Source organism: Luteolibacter flavescens (assembly GCF_025950085.1).
Classification (GTDB): Bacteria; Verrucomicrobiota; Verrucomicrobiia; order Verrucomicrobiales; family Akkermansiaceae; genus Haloferula; species Haloferula flavescens.
This window is the reverse complement of sequence record NZ_JAPDDS010000012.1, coordinates 141,055-159,883: the sequence shown is the minus strand read 5'-3', so window position 1 is coordinate 159,883 and position 18,829 is coordinate 141,055. Positions and strand designations below refer to the sequence as shown.

The 18,829-nt window shown below is 63.1% G+C and carries 16 protein-coding genes and 1 tRNA gene; 7 read left to right on the top strand and 10 right to left on the bottom strand.

The window, feature by feature from the left end:
• Positions 1-244 precede the first annotated feature (244 nt).
• Entirely contained in the window at positions 245-6,394 is a 6,150-nt protein-coding gene (locus OKA04_RS19155) for an SdiA-regulated domain-containing protein (RefSeq protein WP_264502817.1), read from the bottom strand.
• A 136-nt stretch (positions 6,395-6,530) separates the two neighbouring features.
• Between OKA04_RS19155 and OKA04_RS19150 the strand changes: the two genes are divergently transcribed.
• On the top strand, positions 6,531-7,040 hold the full coding sequence (locus tag OKA04_RS19150) for a gamma carbonic anhydrase family protein (protein WP_264502816.1): 510 nt from the start codon (positions 6,531-6,533) through the stop codon (positions 7,038-7,040).
• 20 nt (positions 7,041-7,060) lie between these two features.
• Here OKA04_RS19150 and dinB read toward each other — a convergent pair whose 3' ends face one another.
• From dinB to OKA04_RS19120, 6 genes are all read right to left on the bottom strand, one after another.
• The gene (gene dinB / locus OKA04_RS19145) at positions 7,061-8,095 is read right to left on the bottom strand and encodes a DNA polymerase IV (protein WP_264502815.1); all 1,035 of its coding nucleotides are present in this window, start codon (positions 8,093-8,095) and stop codon (positions 7,061-7,063) included.
• Positions 8,096-8,169: 74 nt separating this feature from the next.
• On the bottom strand, positions 8,170-8,955 hold the full coding sequence (locus tag OKA04_RS19140; RefSeq protein ID WP_264502814.1) for an SDR family NAD(P)-dependent oxidoreductase: 786 nt from the start codon (positions 8,953-8,955) through the stop codon (positions 8,170-8,172).
• Complete coding sequence (locus OKA04_RS19135) at positions 8,956-9,300, bottom strand: hypothetical protein (RefSeq protein WP_264502813.1); 345 nt, start codon at positions 9,298-9,300, stop codon at positions 8,956-8,958.
• A gap of 83 nt (positions 9,301-9,383) precedes the next feature.
• Positions 9,384-10,403, bottom strand: coding sequence for a zinc-dependent alcohol dehydrogenase (locus tag OKA04_RS19130; RefSeq protein WP_264502812.1), 1,020 nt, complete (start codon positions 10,401-10,403; stop codon positions 9,384-9,386).
• Complete coding sequence (locus OKA04_RS19125; RefSeq protein WP_264502811.1) at positions 10,400-10,711, bottom strand: Dabb family protein; 312 nt, start codon at positions 10,709-10,711, stop codon at positions 10,400-10,402. The genes OKA04_RS19130 and OKA04_RS19125 overlap by 4 nt, the downstream gene beginning before the upstream one ends.
• A 68-nt stretch (positions 10,712-10,779) precedes the next feature.
• Positions 10,780-11,289, bottom strand: coding sequence for a glycine cleavage system transcriptional repressor (locus tag OKA04_RS19120; RefSeq protein ID WP_264502810.1), 510 nt, complete (start codon positions 11,287-11,289; stop codon positions 10,780-10,782).
• A gap of 136 nt (positions 11,290-11,425) precedes the next feature.
• Between OKA04_RS19120 and OKA04_RS19115 the strand changes: the two genes are divergently transcribed.
• The 3 genes from OKA04_RS19115 (at position 11,426) to OKA04_RS19105 (ending at position 12,635) form a co-directional block, all read left to right on the top strand.
• Entirely contained in the window at positions 11,426-12,043 is a 618-nt protein-coding gene (locus OKA04_RS19115; RefSeq protein WP_264502809.1) for a hypothetical protein, read from the top strand.
• A gap of 76 nt (positions 12,044-12,119) precedes the next feature.
• Positions 12,120-12,212, top strand: a tRNA-Ser gene (locus OKA04_RS19110).
• A gap of 63 nt (positions 12,213-12,275) precedes the next feature.
• On the top strand, positions 12,276-12,635 hold the full coding sequence (locus OKA04_RS19105; RefSeq protein WP_264502808.1) for an HIT domain-containing protein: 360 nt from the start codon (positions 12,276-12,278) through the stop codon (positions 12,633-12,635).
• 242 nt (positions 12,636-12,877) lie between these two features.
• On the opposite strand, the gene OKA04_RS19100 is transcribed toward OKA04_RS19105, so the two are convergent.
• The 3 genes from OKA04_RS19100 to lpxA all read right to left on the bottom strand — a co-directional run bounded on the left by OKA04_RS19100 (position 12,878) and on the right by lpxA (position 15,400).
• Positions 12,878-13,759, bottom strand: coding sequence for a hypothetical protein (locus OKA04_RS19100; protein WP_264502807.1), 882 nt, complete (start codon positions 13,757-13,759; stop codon positions 12,878-12,880).
• 98 nt (positions 13,760-13,857) lie between these two features.
• Positions 13,858-14,304 carry a hypothetical protein gene (locus OKA04_RS19095; RefSeq protein WP_264502806.1) on the bottom strand — a complete coding sequence of 149 codons (447 nt, stop codon included), beginning with the start codon at positions 14,302-14,304 and terminating at the stop codon, positions 13,858-13,860.
• Positions 14,305-14,566: 262 nt separating this feature from the next.
• Positions 14,567-15,400 carry an acyl-ACP--UDP-N-acetylglucosamine O-acyltransferase gene (gene lpxA, locus OKA04_RS19090; RefSeq protein WP_425503699.1) on the bottom strand — a complete coding sequence of 278 codons (834 nt, stop codon included), beginning with the start codon at positions 15,398-15,400 and terminating at the stop codon, positions 14,567-14,569.
• A gap of 133 nt (positions 15,401-15,533) precedes the next feature.
• Between lpxA and OKA04_RS19085 the strand changes: the two genes are divergently transcribed.
• The 3 genes from OKA04_RS19085 (at position 15,534) to ccoN (ending at position 18,826) form a co-directional block, all read left to right on the top strand.
• Positions 15,534-16,052, top strand: a complete 519-nt coding sequence (locus OKA04_RS19085) for a hypothetical protein (RefSeq protein WP_264502804.1) — start codon at positions 15,534-15,536, stop codon at positions 16,050-16,052.
• Between the two features lie 87 nt (positions 16,053-16,139).
• Entirely contained in the window at positions 16,140-16,292 is a 153-nt protein-coding gene (locus OKA04_RS19080; RefSeq protein WP_264502803.1) for a hypothetical protein, read from the top strand.
• Positions 16,289-18,826 (top strand): cytochrome-c oxidase, cbb3-type subunit I, encoded by a 2,538-nt coding sequence (gene ccoN, locus OKA04_RS19075; RefSeq protein WP_264502802.1) that lies wholly within the window; start codon positions 16,289-16,291, stop codon positions 18,824-18,826. Before OKA04_RS19080 ends, ccoN begins: the two co-directional genes overlap by 4 nt.
• Positions 18,827-18,829: the final 3 nt, after the last annotated feature.

The following is an 18,829-nucleotide window of genomic DNA, read 5'->3' as shown; positions in this document are numbered from 1 at the left end:
GGGCGGAAACGAAGCCTCCCACGCTGATACGTCAAGGAAGACATCGCGGGTCAGATGACTGCCGCCCCGAACTTTTCCGCGTGATACCCGCGGCTGTCCAGCGATTCGTCCGCGATTCCCGGGCCGGGCAGCCATCTTTCCCCCGCCTTGCCAGCCGGAAAAACAACCGGAAAATGAAGCGGCCCCGGCGGAGAGTCTCCACCGGGGCCGCCCCTACTTTAACCATCCAATCAGCCTGAAAGGGTCATGGATTCTCCTTCACATCCATGCGGAAGAACTTGCCGCCGGCGTCGATGGTCAGGCGCCAGACGTAGAACATCGCATCATTCGTGATGCCCGCATTGAGGCGGCCATCGCCACGGCTGACCACCTGGCCCGCCGCATTCAGCATCCTCACGTCGGACGACTGGAAGTCGTTGTCGTTGGCGACGAAGAGGAAGAAGTCATTGGCCTGCTCGGTGGAGAGGTCCGGGACGAGCGCCATGCCTTCGATCTTCTCGTTGAGGGTGTTCGAGTTGGCCGGGATGGTGGTGTTCATGCCGAATTTCGCGAGGTCGTCCTGCTGGAGCATGTTGATCACCTCCGCCGTGGCGGCTGCCTTCACGCCCTCCGCCAGGACACCGCCAGGGCTGACCGCCTGGCCGGCATTGTCATACTGGCCGAGAATATTGGTCGCCGAAGCAAAGTCCACGAGCTGCACCGACTTGAAGGTGATCGGCACCAGTGTCCCCTTGCCCAGTCCATTGCCATCGCGCGGCAGCATCAGGAAGGAATTCGGCCCGAGCGCGACGATCTCCGACTGGGCGGCGGTGCCGGTCAGCGAAGACGGTGACGTGCTGGGATCGAGGTCGATCTGCGGCAGGCGGACGATGTATTCGCCGATAGCCACCGGATTCTCGCGGTTCCCACCGGCGATGTCATAGACATACAGGCGGGCGTGATTCCGGGTCTGCTGGGCGGACCCTGCGGTGTCCTGCACGGTGGCGCTTTGCAGCATGGCGAAGAGGCGGGTGCCATCGGGAGTCACGGACATGCCTTCCAGGCCCTGGTTGTTGCGGCGACCGTTGGCCGGAGCTCCAATCGAGTCGAATTTCAGACCGCCGGTCGCATTGTGCGGCTGGGCGGCACCGGGGAGCTGGGTCAGGCCGGTGATCTTCTTCGTCGCGTCAAAGCGGGCGATGTAGGTGCCATACTCGTCCGAGACATAGCCGGAGCCGTCCGGGAAGAGGTGGATGGCCTCCGCATCGAAGGAGAGCAGGCTTTCCTGCGCGCCGCCCTCGCCATTCGCCGCCGTGGCGAGACCCACGGTCTGGCCAAAGAGCGTGCCGGTGCGGGCACCGACGACTCCGGCCACCGTATCGGGATTGAGGCCGGTGGTGAATTTCACCTTCGCACCATCCTGATAAGTGAACTTCGTGGAGTCCACATAATCAGCCATCACCTGCGTCTGGGCGACCGGGGTGGTGCCGTAGTACGGGCTGAAGGTGAAGTCCACCTCGTGGAGACGTGCCGCGTAGTTCGACGTGCCGTCGCCGTAGCCGCGGTCCGGCAGGACGTGGAAGATACCGCTGAACTGGCTGCCATCGTAGGCCCAGTCCGTGATGAAGAGGCCGGACGAAGCGCCCTGCGTCTCGCCGAACTTGTCCACGTTTTCACCGCTCATGCGACCGACGCCGACGAGGCCCTCATTGACCACGCGCACGCCACCGAGGGTGGCACCGATCGGGTCCGAGGCATTTGCCACCAGATAGCCCGCGGACGGGCTCGGCTGGGACGGGCCAGTGCCGGGCAGATCGTAGGTCACGGTGGTCTCGTCGCCATTCACCACGGAGCTGGCCACGGTGTAGTCGAGGCCGAGGATCGCCGGGGTCCAGCCCTGCAGGTCGCCGGACACCTGAAGCTCGCCATTCAAGCCAAAGGCATTCGTCAGGCGGGTGTAGCCGAGTTGCAGGCCGCCGCCATTTGCGAAGACCTTTGGCAGATTCGCCAGGTCAGCACCGCTGTTCGGGCTCTGGTTGAAGAAGAACTCCATGCCATCGGTGTAGCCGTCATTGTCGGAATCGAGGTCCATGCCGAGCGACGTGTAGCCGTTGGCAGCAAGCCATGAGGCAAAGCTGCTGTCGGCAATGGCGACCGTCGCGGAATCCGGAGTGCCCACATCGTAGCTGCCCGTGTCGAAGAGCGTCAGCGTGAGGGATTCACTACCCTCCACCAGCGAATCCGCGACCGGGGTGATGGTGATATCGACGAAGGACTGGCCCGCGGGGATGACGGCAGACGTGCCGATCGCCGGGGTGAAGTCGGCGGCGCTTGCCGTGCCGGTGACCGTGAAGTTCGCCGTCAGCGGAGCACTGGTCGCACCGGTGCGGGAGACGCGGAAGGTGCCGGAGTCAGGACCGTCCTCCGAGGCCGTGGCATCGGTGGCGGTGATGCTGATGGTGGGCATGCCGCTGCCGATGGTGCCGGGCGAGCCGATGAGCGTGCCGCTCGTGGTGGCATTCACCATGTCCGTCACGCTGTAGGCACCGTTCACGCCGACGCTGCTCAGCGTCGAAATGGTGGCGTTGTTCGCACCCGCCGCATTGTCGAAGGTGCGGAACGGTCCCGGGACGGCCGGGGCATTCGCACCGAAGACGACGTTCGCCTGGATGTTTCCGGCGCTGTCGAACAGGTTGATCGCATCGCCACCCGTGCTGAGGCCGACGCCCGAACCCACATAGGTGCCGAACTGGAGACCCGCCGGGGCATTGCCGCCGAACCACACGTTGATGAAGTCGGTGGTCTTGTTCGCCACTTCGAGGAAGATCACCGACTCGCCTGGGGCGATGGAGGTGATGCCGACCAGCGGGACCGAGGTGCTGAGATTTGGCGCGCTGTCATCCATGCGCCAGTTCGTGATGTCCGCGGTGGCGGTGCCGATGTTCGTGACCTCGAACCAGTCCGCGGCCACGGTGCTGTTCCCGCTCGACCAAGATGCGACCTCGGTGATGACGAGCGTCGGCGTGCCGGTAGGCGGAGGCGTGATGGTGAGCGTGTAGTTCACCGAAGCGTCCGGCGTGTTGCCGACGCTGGTGTCGTCCACCTCGACCGAGACACTGAAGGTCGGCTTCGTGAGATGGTTCAGGGTGGTGCCCGCCTTCAGGAACAGGGCATTGCCCGTGATCTGGAAGAAAGCGGCATCCGCGCCGGTCACGGTCAGGCCATTGGTGCCCAGACCGTCATCCGTCACGAGAATGTCGGCAACCTTGATGGCGCTCGCGGTCACGGTGTTCTCGGCGAGCGAGGTCACCGAGTTGTTCAGCGCGATCGAGGTCGGTGCCTGATTGATCGCCTCGCTCGGAGCGAAGACCCACACTTGCGGGAAGGCACTGGTGCCGCCGCCATTCTCGCTGACCACGTAGAGGCGGCCGGTGCGGTCCATGGTGACGCCTTCATGCGTCTGGTCCTGGATGGAGATGTTCCCGGCATCGGCCACCAGCGTCAGCGAGTTCGCGACTGAACCGGCGCGGTCCACGTTCACGATCTTCGCGGACTCCTGGCTGATGATGAGCATGTTCCCCGCCTGAGGCTGACCCGCCATCGACGGCAGGTTCGAGAAGGCGAAGACGTCGGACATGTCCAGCGTGCCTGCGAGTGCGGGGTCAAACAGGTTCACCGAGTTCACCGTGGTCGGCGATCCGTTCGATGCGGTGAGCGTATCGAAGTTGATCGTCGCCTGGAAGATCGCCATCGGGCCGGACTCCTTCACGAAGAGGAAGCCGTTCGTCTGCGGATCGTAGGAGAGACCTTCCAAGCCGATGTTCCCAATGGTGGTGCCCAGCTTCATCGTCCGCGTGGCGGAGCGGGCGAGCGTGGTGCCCGGGACGTAGGTGAACTTCACCGCCTGGCGATCGCGCTCCTCGGTGAAGACGAACTCTCCATTGCCGATGTAGGTGATGCCTTCCGGATCGTAGAATTCGGTGCCCTGCGAGCTGGCGCCGGCCCCGAGGGTCATGGTGTCCACCAGCTTGCCGGTCTTCGTGACTTGGGTGACCGACTGGCCGCCGTCGCCGATGACGAAGAGCGTGTCGGTGTCCCAATTGTAAGCCACGCCGGAAGCTTCCTCAGCGAGGAGGTTGCCCGCCGGGGCGGTGTCACGCGATGGGTGCGGGAGATTGTGGCGACCGACGCGGAGGTAGGTGGAAAGATCCACCGAAGTCACGGCCGGAGCGATCGACACCAGGGCCGACGAGCTATCGACATGGGTGCTGCCATTCGAGACGCGAGCCCAGAAGCTCGTGTCCGTGGTGAGCGCCGGCGTGACGAAGACACGCGAGGTGGCTCCGCTGACAGGATTCGAAACATCGCCGCTCGCACCGCGATACCACTGGATGGTCGGCGCGGGGCTGCCCGTGGCATTGACGAGCAGCGTGGTGACTCCGCCGCTGGTGATGGAGGTGCCTTCCGGCTGCAGCGCGATGGTCGGCGGGATGATGTCGTCATTCAGGATGGTTCCGATCCCGGTGCCCGTGCCGATGAGCGTGGTGCCGGTGGCATTCACCACATTGGAGAGCGTGACGATGACGGTTTCATCCGGCTCACCAACCGTGTCACCATGGACGGTGATATTGATGGGCTGCGTGGCGGCACCACCTGCCGTGAAGGTCAGCGTGCCGGAGGCGAGCGTGAAGTCGCTGGAGTCGGCAGTGCCACCCGTGACCGCATAGGCGACGGTGAAGGCGCTGGCCGTATCCGAGCGCGTGACATCCAGCGCGAGCGTGGAGGTGCCGCTATTGCCCTCGGTGATCGAGGCGCTCGCGATGCTGACGGTGCCAGCTCCGGCGATGCCTTCGGTGATGCCCGGCGATCCGGTATCCGTGCCGACCGCAGCGGTGAAGCTGCCGTAATTCGTACCCGTGGCCGCGGTGTAGCGCGGGGTGGCAGTGCCGGACGTGGGCACCCAGATCACGGTCTGCGATTCCGTGCCGCCCGCCGCGACGCCCGCGTGGCCGGGGTCGGCGACGTCGGTCGGATTGGCCGGATTCTCGCTGACCGATGGAGTACCGTCTTCCTTCGTGAAGCCGCCCACGCCGTAGCTGAAGTAGAAGAGCTCGTTCTGCTGGGCATCGAAGAAGGAGATGCCGTCGCCCTTGCCAAGGCCCGGTGCGCCGGTGGTCTGGAAGACCTGCACGCCATCCGGGATACCCCACCAGGCGCGGAAGTCGGCGACCGGCATGACCGTGAAGATCACCGATTCACCCGCGGCGATGGTCGCGCCGTTCGGCAGCTTGTAGGCAGCGGCGGAAGCACCGGAACGGCCGCTGTCGTGCCAACTGTAGCCGCTGATGTCCTTCGTGACGGTGCCGATATTCGTCAGCTCCCAGAAGTCCTCGGCATTCGCCGGGCTGGTGGCGGACGGACTGGAGTGGACCTCCGTGAGCATGAAGCTGCGATCCAGCACGTCGCCATCGTCCTGCACCGTCAGGCCGACGGTCGGCGAGGTCGCATTGGTCGCGGTGGCGGTGATGGTCACCGCCTTGTCGCCATCGGGGAAGCTGTCATTGACCGCCGTGATCGGGAAGGTGGCGGAGGTCTGGTTCGCGAGGATCGTCACCGTGGATGGCACGGTCGCCTCGGTGGTGTCGCTGGAGGAAAGATTCACCACCAGGTCGCTCGCCGTCGCCGTGGCGCGGCTGACGGTACCCGTGGAGGCGGGATTCGCGGCGCTCTCAGAGAAAGTCGCAGGAACGGCGGAAAGCGAGAGCGTGACGGATGGACCGCCACCGGTAGTGATGCCCGTGACACCCGGCGAGCCGACATTCAGGCCGCCCGAGGCATTCGCATAGGCACCATGCGCACCAACGGTGGCCGCGGTGTAGCGACGTCCGGAACCGGTGCCGAACCCGGGATCGAGGATCGCCGACTGCGAAGCGACACCACCAGCCGAGGCACCGGCATGGCCACCCTGCGACCCGCTGCCATCGGCGCGCGTGAATTGGCTCGCCGCATACGAGAACGTGAAGATGAGCGCGTCGCTGCTGTCGTAGAGACGCACCGAGTCATTCTGGCCGAGGCCGGGGCCGCCGACGAATTTCTGGACGCCCGGGTGAGGACCCCATGCCGCTTCCCAAGTTGCCGACGTCGCAGCATTCGAGATGAAGATGACCGACTCGCCCGCAGCGATCGTCGTGCCCGCGGGAAGCACTTGGACGGCAGGTGCAGGAAGGGACTGCCCGCTGTCGATCCACTTCCAGCCGCCGATGTCCTGGCTGGTGGTTCCGACATTGGTGAGTTCCCAGAAGTCACCGCCGGCGGCGTCCGAGTTGATCTCGGTAAGGACAAGCTGGGCGTGGAGAGGATCCAGGGAGGCCGCCAGCGCAAGGAGGGCGGGATAGAGGACACGTGGAGGTTTCATGCTGTCTAGGCGACTCGTGCCGTCTATCCGTTCCTCGCGTGGCGTCTTGCACACTTTTGTGTCGATGCCGACACGTGCCCGCCCGGCCACATTCGCGGCTGACAGGGCGGCGGGGGTAGCTCACCCTCTGCGAGTCATGGCCATCGAGCACTACGAATCCTTTTCCCCGCAGATTCATCCATCCGCCTTCGTCGCGGGCAGCGCCGATGTGATCGGCCGCGTCACTTTGGGCGAGGAAAGCAGCGTCTGGTACAACTCGACCCTGCGCGGGGACATCAATGAAATCGTGATCGGCCCGCGCTCGAACGTGCAGGACAATGCGGTGATCCACCTGGCCGACGACTACGGCTGCTACGTCGGCGAACTCGTCACGGTGGGCCACTCCGCCATCCTGCATGCCTGCACGGTGAAGGATGAAGTGCTGATTGGGATGGGAGCGATCGTGCTGGATGGCGCGGTGATCGGCGAGCGCTCGATCATCGGCGCAGGTGCACTCGTCATCGGCGGCACGGTCATCCCGCCGGGCTCGCTGGTGCTGGGCTCCCCTGCAAAGGTGGTGCGCACGCTATCGCTCGACGAGCAGTCGAAGGTGAAGGGCTGGGCGGAGAAGTACGTCGTGCAGTCCCGAAAGTATCTCGCCCGGTGACGTCATCTGCGCACCCAGCATCACAGCAACTCCATCTGCTCCTTCTCCTCGGGATCGCGGAAGCGCACTCCCACGCCTAACAACCGCACCGGCTTCCCCCCGCCCCGCTGCCACGCCTCCTCCAGCAGCGTGCCAAAGATTTCCGTATCCAGAATGCCGTGCGCCTTCTCCGCAGTCGTGCGCGTGAAGTCGGCGAACTTCATCTTCACCACCAGCGAGCGGATCTCGCGGTCCTCGTGACGAACGAGATCTCCTGTCAATTCATCGAGCATCACATGCATTGGTGGACGCAGGTCCTCGAGTGAGGTCAGATTTTCGCGAAAGGTATTCTCGGTGCTGATCGACTTGCGGATGCGCTCGGTCTCCACCTCGCGGTGATCGATGCCGCGGCTGAGTTCCCATAGCTCCAGCCCCCATTTTCCGAAGCGCCGCGACATCTCGATCTTGTCGAAGCGCTGGAGGTCGCCACACGTCTTCACGCCGAGGCGCTCCAGCTTTTCCCGCATCTTTCCGCCGACTCCCCACAGCTTGCCGACGGGTAGCGAGTGCATGAAGGCATTCACCTCCTGCGGACGAATCTCGTGCTGGCCGTCCGGCTTGTTCCAATCGCTGGCGATCTTCGCGATGAGCTTGTTCGGCCCGATGCCTGCCGAAGCTGTTAGACCCAGCTCCTCGCGGATCTGCGTGCGGATCTCCCGGGCCACCGACTCCGCGGAGGAATTCAGATGCGAGAGGTCGAGGTAGGCTTCATCGAGCGACAGCGGCTCGATCTTCTCCGTGAAGCGCCCGAAGATCGCACGCACGTGCGCGCTGACGCTGCGGTAGAGATCGAAGCGCACCGGCACGATGATGAGCTGCGGGCAAAGTTGCAGCGCTTTGAATACCGGCATGGCGGAACGGCAGCCGAACTTTCGCGCCTCGTAGTTCGCCGTGGTCAGCACACCGCGGTGCGTGCTACCGCCCACGCCGACAGGCTTGCCACGCAGCGCGGGATTCTCCCGCTCCTCGATCGCCGCGTAGAAGCAATCCATGTCGATGTGGACGATCTTTCGCATGCGACCGCGGGAGCAAACGACGGGGAGCGGCGTTGCGCAAGTGGCGTTGAAGAGCGCGTCCGAGTTGACACTGCTCACGCCTTCTTCGGCACGGCCTTCACCGCGCCGACGGAAATCCCGCCATCCACCAGCAGCGTCTGGCCGGTCATGTAGGCGCTGGCGTCCGAAGCGAGGAAAACGAGCGTGCCATCGAGATCGCCGGGCGCACCGGGCCGCTTCAGCGGAATGCGGTCCGTGAGATAATCCACCCACCCGGTATCCTCATACATCACCGCATTTTGAGCCGTCTTGAACCACCCGGGAGCGAGGCAATTCACGGTGATGCCATGCTGCCCCCAATCGTCCGCCAGGCTCATCGTGAGCTGCTTCACGCCACCGCGGCTCGCGCAATAAGGCGCGAGGCCCGAGTAACCATTTACGCAGGTGACCGAGCCGATATTGATGATGCGGCCGTAGCCACGTCCTACCATCCGGCGGGCGATCGCTTGCGCGGTGAAAAAGACCCCGCGGAGATTCGTGTCGAGGATCAGGTTCCAATCATCCCACGTCACCTCGAGCGCGGGCTTGCGGACATTGCAGCCGGCGTTGTTCACGAGGATGTCGAGATGGCCCGCAGCGGACCATGCGGCTTCCGCGGCTGCCTCGATGCTGTCCTGCTCGCGCACATCGAGCACGATCGGCCAAGCCTTCCGACCCAGCGCCTCGATCTCCGCGACGGTGTCATCCAACGAGGACAGGGTGCGGCTCGTCACGACGACGTCGGCGCCAGAACGCGCGAGGGCAAGGGCGAAGCCTTTGCCAAGCCCGCGGCTGGCTCCGGTGACGAGAGCGGTCTTTCCTGTGAGGTCGAAGGGGTTCATTCAGTTGTAACGTTGGATCACCCAGCGGCGCATGTGGGCGTCGATTTGCCCCACGATCTCGCGGAGCTTTTGCTGATGATCGGAAATAGGAAGCGACTCGTCTCCATCTTCAAAGGCTCGGAACTTTTCCATCGCCACCTCGTTCGCCTCGTTGGAGCAGGAAAAACAGAGATACCGTTGGGCCCCACCTGCTTCTCCGGAGATACACGACAAGTTGTCCGTCATCACTGCCTGCGCCCCGCAGTGATGACAGCGCCCCGCCTTCAGATCCGCCATGAGCCCCTTCGCCGGACCGGAAAGCGCGGCTTCATGGCAGTCCTTGCAGAAATGCTGCGACGTCTTCACCCCCGAGACGATGGTGGTGAAAAAGAACCGGGCAGGCTTTCCTCCACAGCTCTCGCATTCCGGCTGGCCAATGGAATCCATGGTCACAGCTCGCCCGCTGCCGCCCCCCCGTCAATGACGAGCACCTTCAGCGCGCCGGGGGACTTGGCTTTCTCGAAGGCAGTGACGCCATCTTCCAGCGACACGCTCGCGGAAATCAGCGGCTTCACGCGGATGTCTCCGGAAGCGATGGCATCCAACGCTTCGGGATATTCGCCCGCGATGGCGCAGGTGCCCACGACATCGAGCTCGCGCGTGACGACGATCTGCAGGGGCAGCGGGACGACCGGGGAAAGATTCCCCACGAGAACGACGCGGCCGCCCTTTCTCACGGAGCGGATCGCGAGATCCACGGTCGGCGCGGCGCCCACGACTTCCATTGCAAGGTCCACCTCGGGCACGGGCGCGCTGCCACTGAGGATGGCCTCGTCTGCACCGAGTTCCCTCGCCAGCGTCAGACGGCCCTCATCCAGGTCCACGGCGATGATCCTGGCAGCACCCGCACGCCTCAGCGCCTGGATGACGAGCAGACCGATGAGGCCCGCACCTACGACGAGCGCCGTACTTCCCGCAACATCCCCCGCCCGCTTCACGGCGTGGAGGGCCACCCCCACCGGTTCGGCGAAGGCAGCCTCCTCGTAGGAAAGCGCGTCCGGCAGGCGGTGGACGATGCGCTGCGGCACCGTGACGAATTCCGCAAAGGCCCCGTCACGGCGGAACTCCGCACACGCGACGCCCACCACCTGGCGGGCATCGCAGAGATTCACGCGGCCCTCGCGGCAGTAGCCGCACTCGCCGCACCAAACGGTGGAGTCGAAGGTGACGCGATCCCCGGGCCGCCAGCCCGTCACGCCCTCACCTACTACATCCACCGTACCACTGGCCTCGTGGCCCATCACCAGCGGCGGGATGCGCCGTCCGCTGCTGCCGTCCATGCCGTGCAGGTCGCTGCCGCAGATGCCGCAGGCTTTCACGCGCAGGCGGACCTCACCCGGCCCGGGCATGGGCGCGGGCAGATCCACCACGGCGAGCGTGGACGGGGCCACGAGTTGCAGCGCTTTCATTGGCTGATCTTTTCGAGATCGCGCACTTCCACGCGTGCCCACCAAGGCTTGAAGCTGTCGATGAAGACGTGGTGATCCGGGTCTTCCTGATAGGCGTCCTGCGCGGCCACGGACTCGAAGGTCATCGTGAGCGCGTAGTCCCAGGACTGGTCCACCACCGGGCGCTCCATCACCTTCGCCGGGATGGCCCAGAAGCCGCCGACCAGGCCCTTCAGCGTGAAGAGGCTCGATAGCCCCGCCTCGAAGGCCTTGCGGTCCGCCTCGTTCTTGTGCTCGTCCTTCAGCCAGAAATACACGTGGTGTTCCATATCCCCGCCCGTTTAGCCCCGCCGGACCGCGGCGGCAAGGGCCGCGGGTGTCTGCACCAGCGCGTGCGTCAAAGATCGACCGAGACGGAGAGATCCGGCCCCAGATTCTCGATCGCCGCGACCAGTGCGCCGGGAGCGCTGCCAGCGGCCAGGGAGACCACGCCCTTCGCATGGAAAATCGGATGGCCGGCCATCGGCGCGCTCTCCAGCGAGGTCGAGAGATCCTCCACGTTTCCGCCTGCACCGGCGATGGCGGCGGAAAGCGAGCGGATGATGCCGGGTCGGTCATTCCCCACCACATCCAGCGTCAGCGTCTCGCGCTTCTCGGCCGGGGCGGCGGCCTCGCGCTTCGCCTGCACGGAGATCCCCTCGGACTCCAGCGCGGACAGGGCGGCCAGTAGCGCATCGCACTCCGCCTCCGCGCACTCCACCCGCAGGATGCCTGCGAATTGTCCCGCGAGACGCGCCATGCGGCTCTCCTGCCAGCTCCCGCCATGCGCGGCGATGGTCTCGGAAAGGGCGCGGACGAGGCCGGGGCGATCGGCGGCGAGAACGGTCATCACGATGGAGGCAGGCATGACCCCAATTGAGCATTGACCTTCCACTCCCGTCATCTGATTTTTTAGAATTGCGGCAAATTATTTAAGAAAAAATGATCATTGACCCCTTTTGGATCAAGGTGTTAGACCTACCCCCAATCGGTTCACCCCCCATATGATTTTACCCGATAGCCTCGCACCCTTTCCCGTTCCGAAACGGGACGACGATCCCGGCTCGTCACGCCCGGAGATCGAGGACTTCGTGACAGCAGTGGACGTGCGGAAGGTCCTGCTGGGCACCTCGGGCGAGCTTCCGGTGGAAGTGCTCACCGCCGATGATTTCGACTCCTTCGCCGGCCGTCCGGACGTGCATCTCCCCCACTCGTCCCGGTCCCCTTTCGGCTCCGGGCGTCAGGTCGAGCTGCGGGTGCCGGATCTCCAGATCGAGCCGCAGACCATTCATCCCGCCTTCGATGTCCTGCCGCCATCGGTCACCCGCCGCGCCGCACCGCCGAAGGCCGCGCCGACCATCGACTGCGAGTCGAACTACGGCCGCGGACGCACCGGGGAACGCTGGTGGGTCATCGGCATGGGCCTCGCCGTCGCCGCCATCCTCATGTCCGGCACCCTGGTGGACTTCATTTCCCGCGAGGCCGTCCGCCGCGGCGGAGCGGAGGCCCCGGCGAAGCCCGCCCCCGCGCCATCCGATGATTCCGCACAATCCTCTGGAAAGCAGTCGGATGCGGAGATCGCAGCAGCCTCAAGCAAGGAAGCCGCGCAGAATATCGAATGATCCCGTGTGAATTGATCGCACGGGAAGCTTTACAAGCCGGGGCCGATTGCTACTTTCCCGGCCCCAGCCGCAAAAAGGAGAGATGGCTGAGCTCGGTTTAAGGCACTCGACTCGAAATCGAACGTAGGCTTAAAACCTACCGTGGGTTCGAATCCCACTCTCTCCGCCATTTTCCCTTCCGCGCATTCCCCGGCGAATGCCTTTCCCTCTCAATGGGAAACCTTCCCTCCCGATGTCCGCAGACTTCTATTGCGACTCCGTGCTGAGCGGGCAGGTGCCGGTGCAGGTAGTGATGGAGACGCAGCGCGTGCTGGCCTTCGAGCACACGCGACCGACGTGGCAGATGCACGTGGTGATCATCCCGAAGCAGCACATCGCGAGGCTGGTCGATGTGACGGACCCCACGCTGCTCTCCGAATTGCTCGAAGTCGCGGTGGCCATCATTCGGGACCGCGACCTGGCCGGGACAAACTACAAGCTCATCACGAACGGGGGCAGCTACCAGAGCACCCCGCACCTGCACCTCCATCTCGTCTCCGGCTCACCGCTGGATCCCCATGATCCCGCGCAAGCCGGGGAGATGGCGGTTTGATCCGGCCAAGTGGGTGGCGGCTGATCAAAATTACAACCGACATTTCCCGGAGAAACTCAATTTCTTAGGCGCCTACCACTACACCCGACATGGCATCGGCGAGATTTTTCACATTGTGAGATCATAATCTCGAATTGCTGGCGATCACTCAGGTGAGTTCGTCCGATCCACCCAGCCAACAAGCAGCCCGGGAATCCGTGACATGCCTCCGAACGCTCTCGCGGCCTTGGCAATTCACACTCTCATGAAATGGATGTGAACGACCCATCCAGCGGGAAGCCTCCTCGCCGCTGCCAGAAATACTCCAACTCGCTCGCATCCAAGTGCCTAGCCGTCTGTTCTGAACAAATCCGCTCATCAATTTCAGGAGAGAAAAGTTGGGAGGTCATCACTTCACCAGACTGGAGCCGCCGCCAATAATCGCTCCAAGGCAGATCAATCACGCGTAGAGAACTCCGCCTATAGCCGTGGAGGAATGGCTCCGCATCACGAGCCGCCCTATACATCTCAGAGGTTGGACGGACACCCTCTTCCAATCCCGCAATCACTGTCTGGGGCCCTCGCTTCCGGAAATGAAACGCAAGCATTTCCGCCCCGTAGTATTCACCGTAACCAGCCTGATACTCGGTATCATCGTCAATAGCACCCCAGCACTCCTCGGCGTCGAGTCGTTCCATGAGCATCTTAACCCAACCGTAGGCTTGTAGTTCCCGCGCGACATCACCCTCGCCACCAGACAAAAGGTTGCCGTCCAATGTCACCTGAGGAAACTCAAACTCCACCACTGAACGCATGACGTGCACCTCGAACAAATTCACCCGACATGGAACTCTCCCCAACGCGTCCTCCTCTCCATAAATCCCGCAGATCCCAACGCATTTCTCAGATTTATCAGATATTAAATTCACTTCAGAGGCAGAGATATCGTGTTTAGTCGAATATGAAAAACCCGGCAAGCAACTAATATTATTAACTCCATAACAAATATGAATTTCATATTTCATGGAGACACCCCCAAGAACCTCTCGCGCGATGGCATCAACCTCCCAAAAGGTGTCCCAGAGAGTTCGCGGATGCACCGTCCGAGAAGGCTGCCGGAATTCAACAATTGTAGGATCATTCATCTAATATCAATCATTAAATCTAAACATACAGGAGCAACCCCCGCTTCCGCGCACTCGCATCGGCAGGCGTTCCAATTTGCTCAGCTTCGCGAATATGGTCATTTTTCAGGATCCGCCAAGTCGCCTTGGTGCCAAGCGCGAATGACCACGTTTCCTTCTTTTGAATAATACCAGCTCCACTTCGAAATCACAATTATCACATCGAACAAATCATACGCATCCCACTCCCCCTCCTCAAAATTCACTCGATTGTGTCGATTGCTCGCCCTTCTCGCAAAGGAAATCGGGTTCTTTTGCTCTTCAAGCAGCGGCCAGAACTCAACATTTAGCTGATCCTTCACCGCCTTGAAAAATATCTCAAGAGCAACATCGGGCACCTCATCTACGAATCTTTTGATTTTCAGTTTCTTCCCTTTGATTGCATCCAATTTCACACTGACTGCCCGATCCTCACTGACGTCTTGCAATCCATCCTGGGCGGAAGAGACCCCGACAAAGGCTGATGCCAACCCCAATTTAATCACATCCCTCCTGATATAATTCATATTTCACCGCTCGGATCTCACGACAAGAAAACATGAAAATCATCAGCCTAAAAGAGAAATCACCTGAGCTCTTTGGGTAACCCTTGAATCTCAGTTTCAACCAGCGAATCAGGTTTTCCGGACCTCGCAGTCGCTTGATCGTGGGGAGTTCAAGAAAGAGCCTCCTCGACATTCCGCTTCATTTCGATGCAGCCCTCTGCAAGGAATGAAGGGAATCTATAGTAGCGTATTCTGATCTGCCGCGGTGGCCCTGCGAAGCACCCTACCTCGAGATCCCGCGCTTCGTGCCTTCGATGAAGGCGATGAGGTGCTTCACGGGGTCGTGGTTCGCGGGGCGGTCGGCCTTGAGGGAGCTGAGCTGGTTCGCGAGATTGCCGTCCTTCTTGAGGAAGAGCTTCTTATAGGCGGACTTCAGCGCCTTGATGTCGCCCTCGTCGAAGCCACGGCGCTGGAGGCCCACGAGATTGAGCCCGCGGGTGGCGGCAGGATTCCCGTCGATGATCATGTAGGGCGGCACGTCCTGCACCACCTTTGCACAGCCGCCGACGATGGAGTGGCAGCCGATGCGGCAGAACTGGTGGATGGCGGCGAGGCCGGAGACGATGGCGTGGTCCTCCACCTCGACGTGGCCGCCGAGGGTGCCGTTGTTCGAGAGGATGATGTGGTTCCCCACCTGGCAGTCGTGCGCGACGTGCGAGTAGCAGAGGAAGAGATTGTCGCTGCCGATGCGCGTGGGCGTGTGGGCGTGGGTGCCGCGGTGGATGGTGCAGTTCTCGCGGAAGACATTCCGGTCCCCCACTTCCAGGAAGGTGGGCTCGCCCTCGTACTTCAGGTCCTGCGTGCGGCCGCCGACGGCGGCGAAGGGGAAGAACTCATTGTCCCGCCCGATGCGGGACGGGCCACCGAGGATGACGTGGGAGTGGAGCACGCAGCCATCGCCGAGCTCGACGCCGGCCTCGATGATGCAGTACGGCCCGACGCGGACGTTCGCGCCGAGCTTGGCTTCCGGAGAGATGATCGCCGTGGGATGGATCACGGGCGGGATTCCGAACGAGCCGACCGTGGATGGCGAACGTTTTTTGCGCTGCTCCGTCATCCCGGGTGCGAAAATTCCCGCGGTCCGCGTCATCTCCCGACTTGCTTTCCCTCAGTGGATTTCAGAGGATGCGCATACTCTAGAGAAAGAGATGCGGAGCACCGGCTCCGGCTAATCCCCACGTTTTCGGGTCATGCTCGCCAGCAATCTACCCGCCTTCCACCGTTGGTTCCTCGCCCCCCGGGCTGCTGCTCCGGGCGTGGTGCTCCATGGCTTCCCCCATCTGCCGTCCGGGCTCGCTCCGGCGATCGCGCGGTATTTGAATGAATTCGACGATGATGCGGGTGGGAATTGGACGGCATTTGCGCCCGAGCTGATCCAGATCATCTCCGAGACACCGCCGCAGCGGAGCCTGCTGGGTCTCGGCGAGGGGTGCAAGAATTGCCCGGCGAATAGCCCGTGCGGCCGGCGAAAGGTGCTGGGCGCGCTGGCGCGAAAGGGCCACGCGGTGCTGGATGGCCCGCTGGCCGTGGAGGCGTGCGCGGATATCAGCAATGTCTTCCGCGTCTCCCTGGGGCCTGCGCCTGCGGATGGCAAGGGCTTCCACCTGATCCTGCGGCCGGAGCTTTTCAGCGACCGGTCCCTGCCGTCGATCATCGGCGACACGTATCTCGAGTGGATCACCACGCGCGAGATGGCGGATACCGTCTGACGGATTCCATTTGAGAGAATCCGCGCATTGTCCGGCAAGCGGCGCGGCGACGGCATCCGGCGGTCAGGCTTCACTGGCCGCGATGCCATGAACGTCATCGCCCTCACCATCCTCGTGAGCTCGTGCCTCGCGGGGACCTTCATCTTCTGCTTCGCCGGCGAATTCCGCCGCTCGCGCCGTTCGTCGCCCGAGCGCGACTCCTTGCTGCCCCTGGACGACGACACCCCCATCTCGAAATGAACACCGCCACAGCCAAGACGACCACCATCACCTACGACGACCGCACGGTGCGGCAGTTCATGATCGCCTCCATCGTGTGGGGCATCGTGGGCATGCTCGTCGGGGTGATCTGCGCCACCCAGCTCTCCTGGTGGCAGATGAATGGCAAGTTCCTGGAGGCCGTGACCGGCGGGCTCTTCAAGGGCGATGGCCTGCAGTACATCACCTTTGGCCGGCTGCGCCCGCTGCATACGAATGCGGTGATCTTCGCCTTCGTGGGAAACATGGCCTTCGCGGGCATCTACTATTCCACCCAGAGATTGTGCAAGGCGCGCACGGCCTCGGACCTCCTTTCGAAGATCCACATGTGGGGCTGGCAGCTCATCATCGTGGCGGCTGCCATCACCCTCCCCGCGGGCCTCACGCGGGGAAAGGAGTACGCCGAGCTGATCTGGCCGATCAATATCGCGGTGGCGCTGGTCTGGGTGGTCTTTGCGGTCAACTTCTTCTGGACGCTGGCGAAGCGCAATGAGCCCAGCCTCTACGTGGCGCTGTGGTTCTACATCGCGACCATCGTCACCGTGGCGATGCTCTACATCGTCAATCACCTCTCGATCCCCACGTCGCTGCTGCACTCCTACCCCGTCTTCGGCGGGTTGCAGGACGGGCTGGTGCAGTGGTGGTACGGGCACAATGCCGTGGCCTTCTTCCTCACGACTCCGATCCTGGGGATCATGTACTATTTCCTGCCGAAGGCGGCAAACCGGCCGGTGTATAGCTACCGGCTCTCCATCGTCCACTTCTGGTCGCTGGTCTTCATCTACATCTGGGCCGGTCCCCACCACCTGCTGAATACCTCGCTGCCACGGTGGCTGCAGATGCTCGGCATGCTCTTCTCGCTCATGCTGTGGGCACCATCGTGGGGCGGCATGTTGAATGGCCTGCTCACCCTGCGCGGTGCCTGGGCGAAGCTGCGGACGGACCCGGTGATCAAGTTCTTCGCCGCGGGCATCACCTTCTACGGCATGGCCACCTTCGAGGGCCCGCTGCTCTCGATCCGCGCGGTGAATGCCCTCTCGCACTACACGGACTGGGGCATCGGCCACGTGCACTCCGGGGCGCTCGGCTGGAATGGCTTCATGGCCGCGGGCATGTTCTACTGGCTGGCCCCGCGCTTGTGGAAGACGAAGCTGTGGTCCACGGGCATGGCGAACATGCACTTCTGGATCGGGCTCGTGGGCATCCTGCTCTACGTGACGGCGATGTGGACGGCGGGCATCACGCAGGGGCTGATGCTTGGCGAGGTGGCCGAGGGCGGCACCACGCTGAAGTATGAATTCGTCGAGACGCTGAAGGCGATCCAGCTCCCCTACATCCTCCGCTCGGTCGGCGGCACGCTCTACCTCATCGGCTTCTTCCTCTGCGCGTGGAATATCTTCATGACCGCCCGCTCGGGCAAGGCCAGCGACGACACCGTGGAAGTCGCCGTGCCGGAGAAAGCGCACGACCGCATGCGCCTCGGCGACGCGCTCGCCAATGACCCCGTGGCCTACTGCGTGGCCGCACTCGCGATGATGATCCTGTGGTTCTTCCTGCCGCCTCATGCGGACAAGGCCGCACTGCTGCTGACCGTGATCCTGGTGGTGAAGGCGATCCGCGTCTTCAAGACACGCGGCAATGCCTGGGACCAGTGGCATGAGAGCCTGCTGCGGAATTACCTGCCCTTCACCCTGCTCACCTTCATCGCCGTGGCCATCGGTGGCGGTGTCCAGATCGTCCCCTCGCTGCTGGTGAACCGCGAGAAGAACATCGAGGGCCGCCTTCAGGAGATCTACACGCCGCTGGAGCTGGCAGGCCGCGACATCTACGTGGCCGAGGGCTGCTACAATTGCCACTCGCAGATGATCCGCACGCTGATGCCGGATGTGATGCGCTACGGTCGTGCCGGGGTGAAGGATGACTTCTCCCACCTCGGCGAGTCGCTCTACGACCACCCCTACCAGTGGGGATCGAAGCGAACCGGGCCGGACCTCGCGCGCGAGGGTGGCGGCTTTGTCCAAGGCTCGGATCACGTCCGCTCCGGGAAGCGCGACAACAAGTGGCATTGGTTCCACTTCATGAATCCGCGCTGGGCAAACGAGGACTCGAACATGCCCGCCTACCCGTGGCTCTACGAGCAGAAGACGGACTTCAAGTCGCTGCCCGCGAAGATCGCCGTGCAACGCCAGCTCGGTGTCCCCTTCCCCGCCTGGACGAAGGACGAGATCGACCAGCAGGCCCGTGAACAAGGCATGGCGATCGCCCGCTCGCTCTTCGAAGGCAGCTCGCCGGTCGGCTACGAGCCGATTAAGGGCGAGAGCACCGAGGCACTGGTCCGCCATTTCTCGGAAAGCCGCGTCGTCGCTCTCATCGCCTACGTCCAAAAGCTCGGCACCTACCGCGAGATCACGAAGGAAGGCGCACCCGCCGCCGTCCCACTCGATCCCGACAGCTTCCGCAACATCTCCGAGAAAACCGAGGCACTCCGCCGCGGCGAAACGTCTGCCAATCCCTGAGCC

Coding starts and splice junctions, on each gene's coding strand:
- OKA04_RS19155 (WP_264502817.1), bottom strand. CDS start 6,394: ATGAAACCTCCACGTGTCCTCTATCCCGCCCTCCTTGCGCTGGCGGCC.
- OKA04_RS19150 (WP_264502816.1), top strand. CDS start 6,531: ATGGCCATCGAGCACTACGAATCCTTTTCCCCGCAGATTCATCCATCC.
- dinB (WP_264502815.1), bottom strand. CDS start 8,095: ATGCGAAAGATCGTCCACATCGACATGGATTGCTTCTACGCGGCGATC.
- OKA04_RS19140 (WP_264502814.1), bottom strand. CDS start 8,955: ATGAACCCCTTCGACCTCACAGGAAAGACCGCTCTCGTCACCGGAGCC.
- OKA04_RS19130 (WP_264502812.1), bottom strand. CDS start 10,403: ATGAAAGCGCTGCAACTCGTGGCCCCGTCCACGCTCGCCGTGGTGGAT.
- OKA04_RS19125 (WP_264502811.1), bottom strand. CDS start 10,711: ATGGAACACCACGTGTATTTCTGGCTGAAGGACGAGCACAAGAACGAG.
- OKA04_RS19120 (WP_264502810.1), bottom strand. CDS start 11,289: ATGCCTGCCTCCATCGTGATGACCGTTCTCGCCGCCGATCGCCCCGGC.
- OKA04_RS19115 (WP_264502809.1), top strand. CDS start 11,426: ATGATTTTACCCGATAGCCTCGCACCCTTTCCCGTTCCGAAACGGGAC.
- OKA04_RS19105 (WP_264502808.1), top strand. CDS start 12,276: ATGTCCGCAGACTTCTATTGCGACTCCGTGCTGAGCGGGCAGGTGCCG.
- OKA04_RS19100 (WP_264502807.1), bottom strand. CDS start 13,759: ATGAATGATCCTACAATTGTTGAATTCCGGCAGCCTTCTCGGACGGTG.
- OKA04_RS19095 (WP_264502806.1), bottom strand. CDS start 14,304: ATGAATTATATCAGGAGGGATGTGATTAAATTGGGGTTGGCATCAGCC.
- lpxA (WP_425503699.1), bottom strand. CDS start 15,400: ATGACGGAGCAGCGCAAAAAACGTTCGCCATCCACGGTCGGCTCGTTC.
- OKA04_RS19085 (WP_264502804.1), top strand. CDS start 15,534: ATGCTCGCCAGCAATCTACCCGCCTTCCACCGTTGGTTCCTCGCCCCC.
- OKA04_RS19080 (WP_264502803.1), top strand. CDS start 16,140: ATGAACGTCATCGCCCTCACCATCCTCGTGAGCTCGTGCCTCGCGGGG.
- ccoN (WP_264502802.1), top strand. CDS start 16,289: ATGAACACCGCCACAGCCAAGACGACCACCATCACCTACGACGACCGC.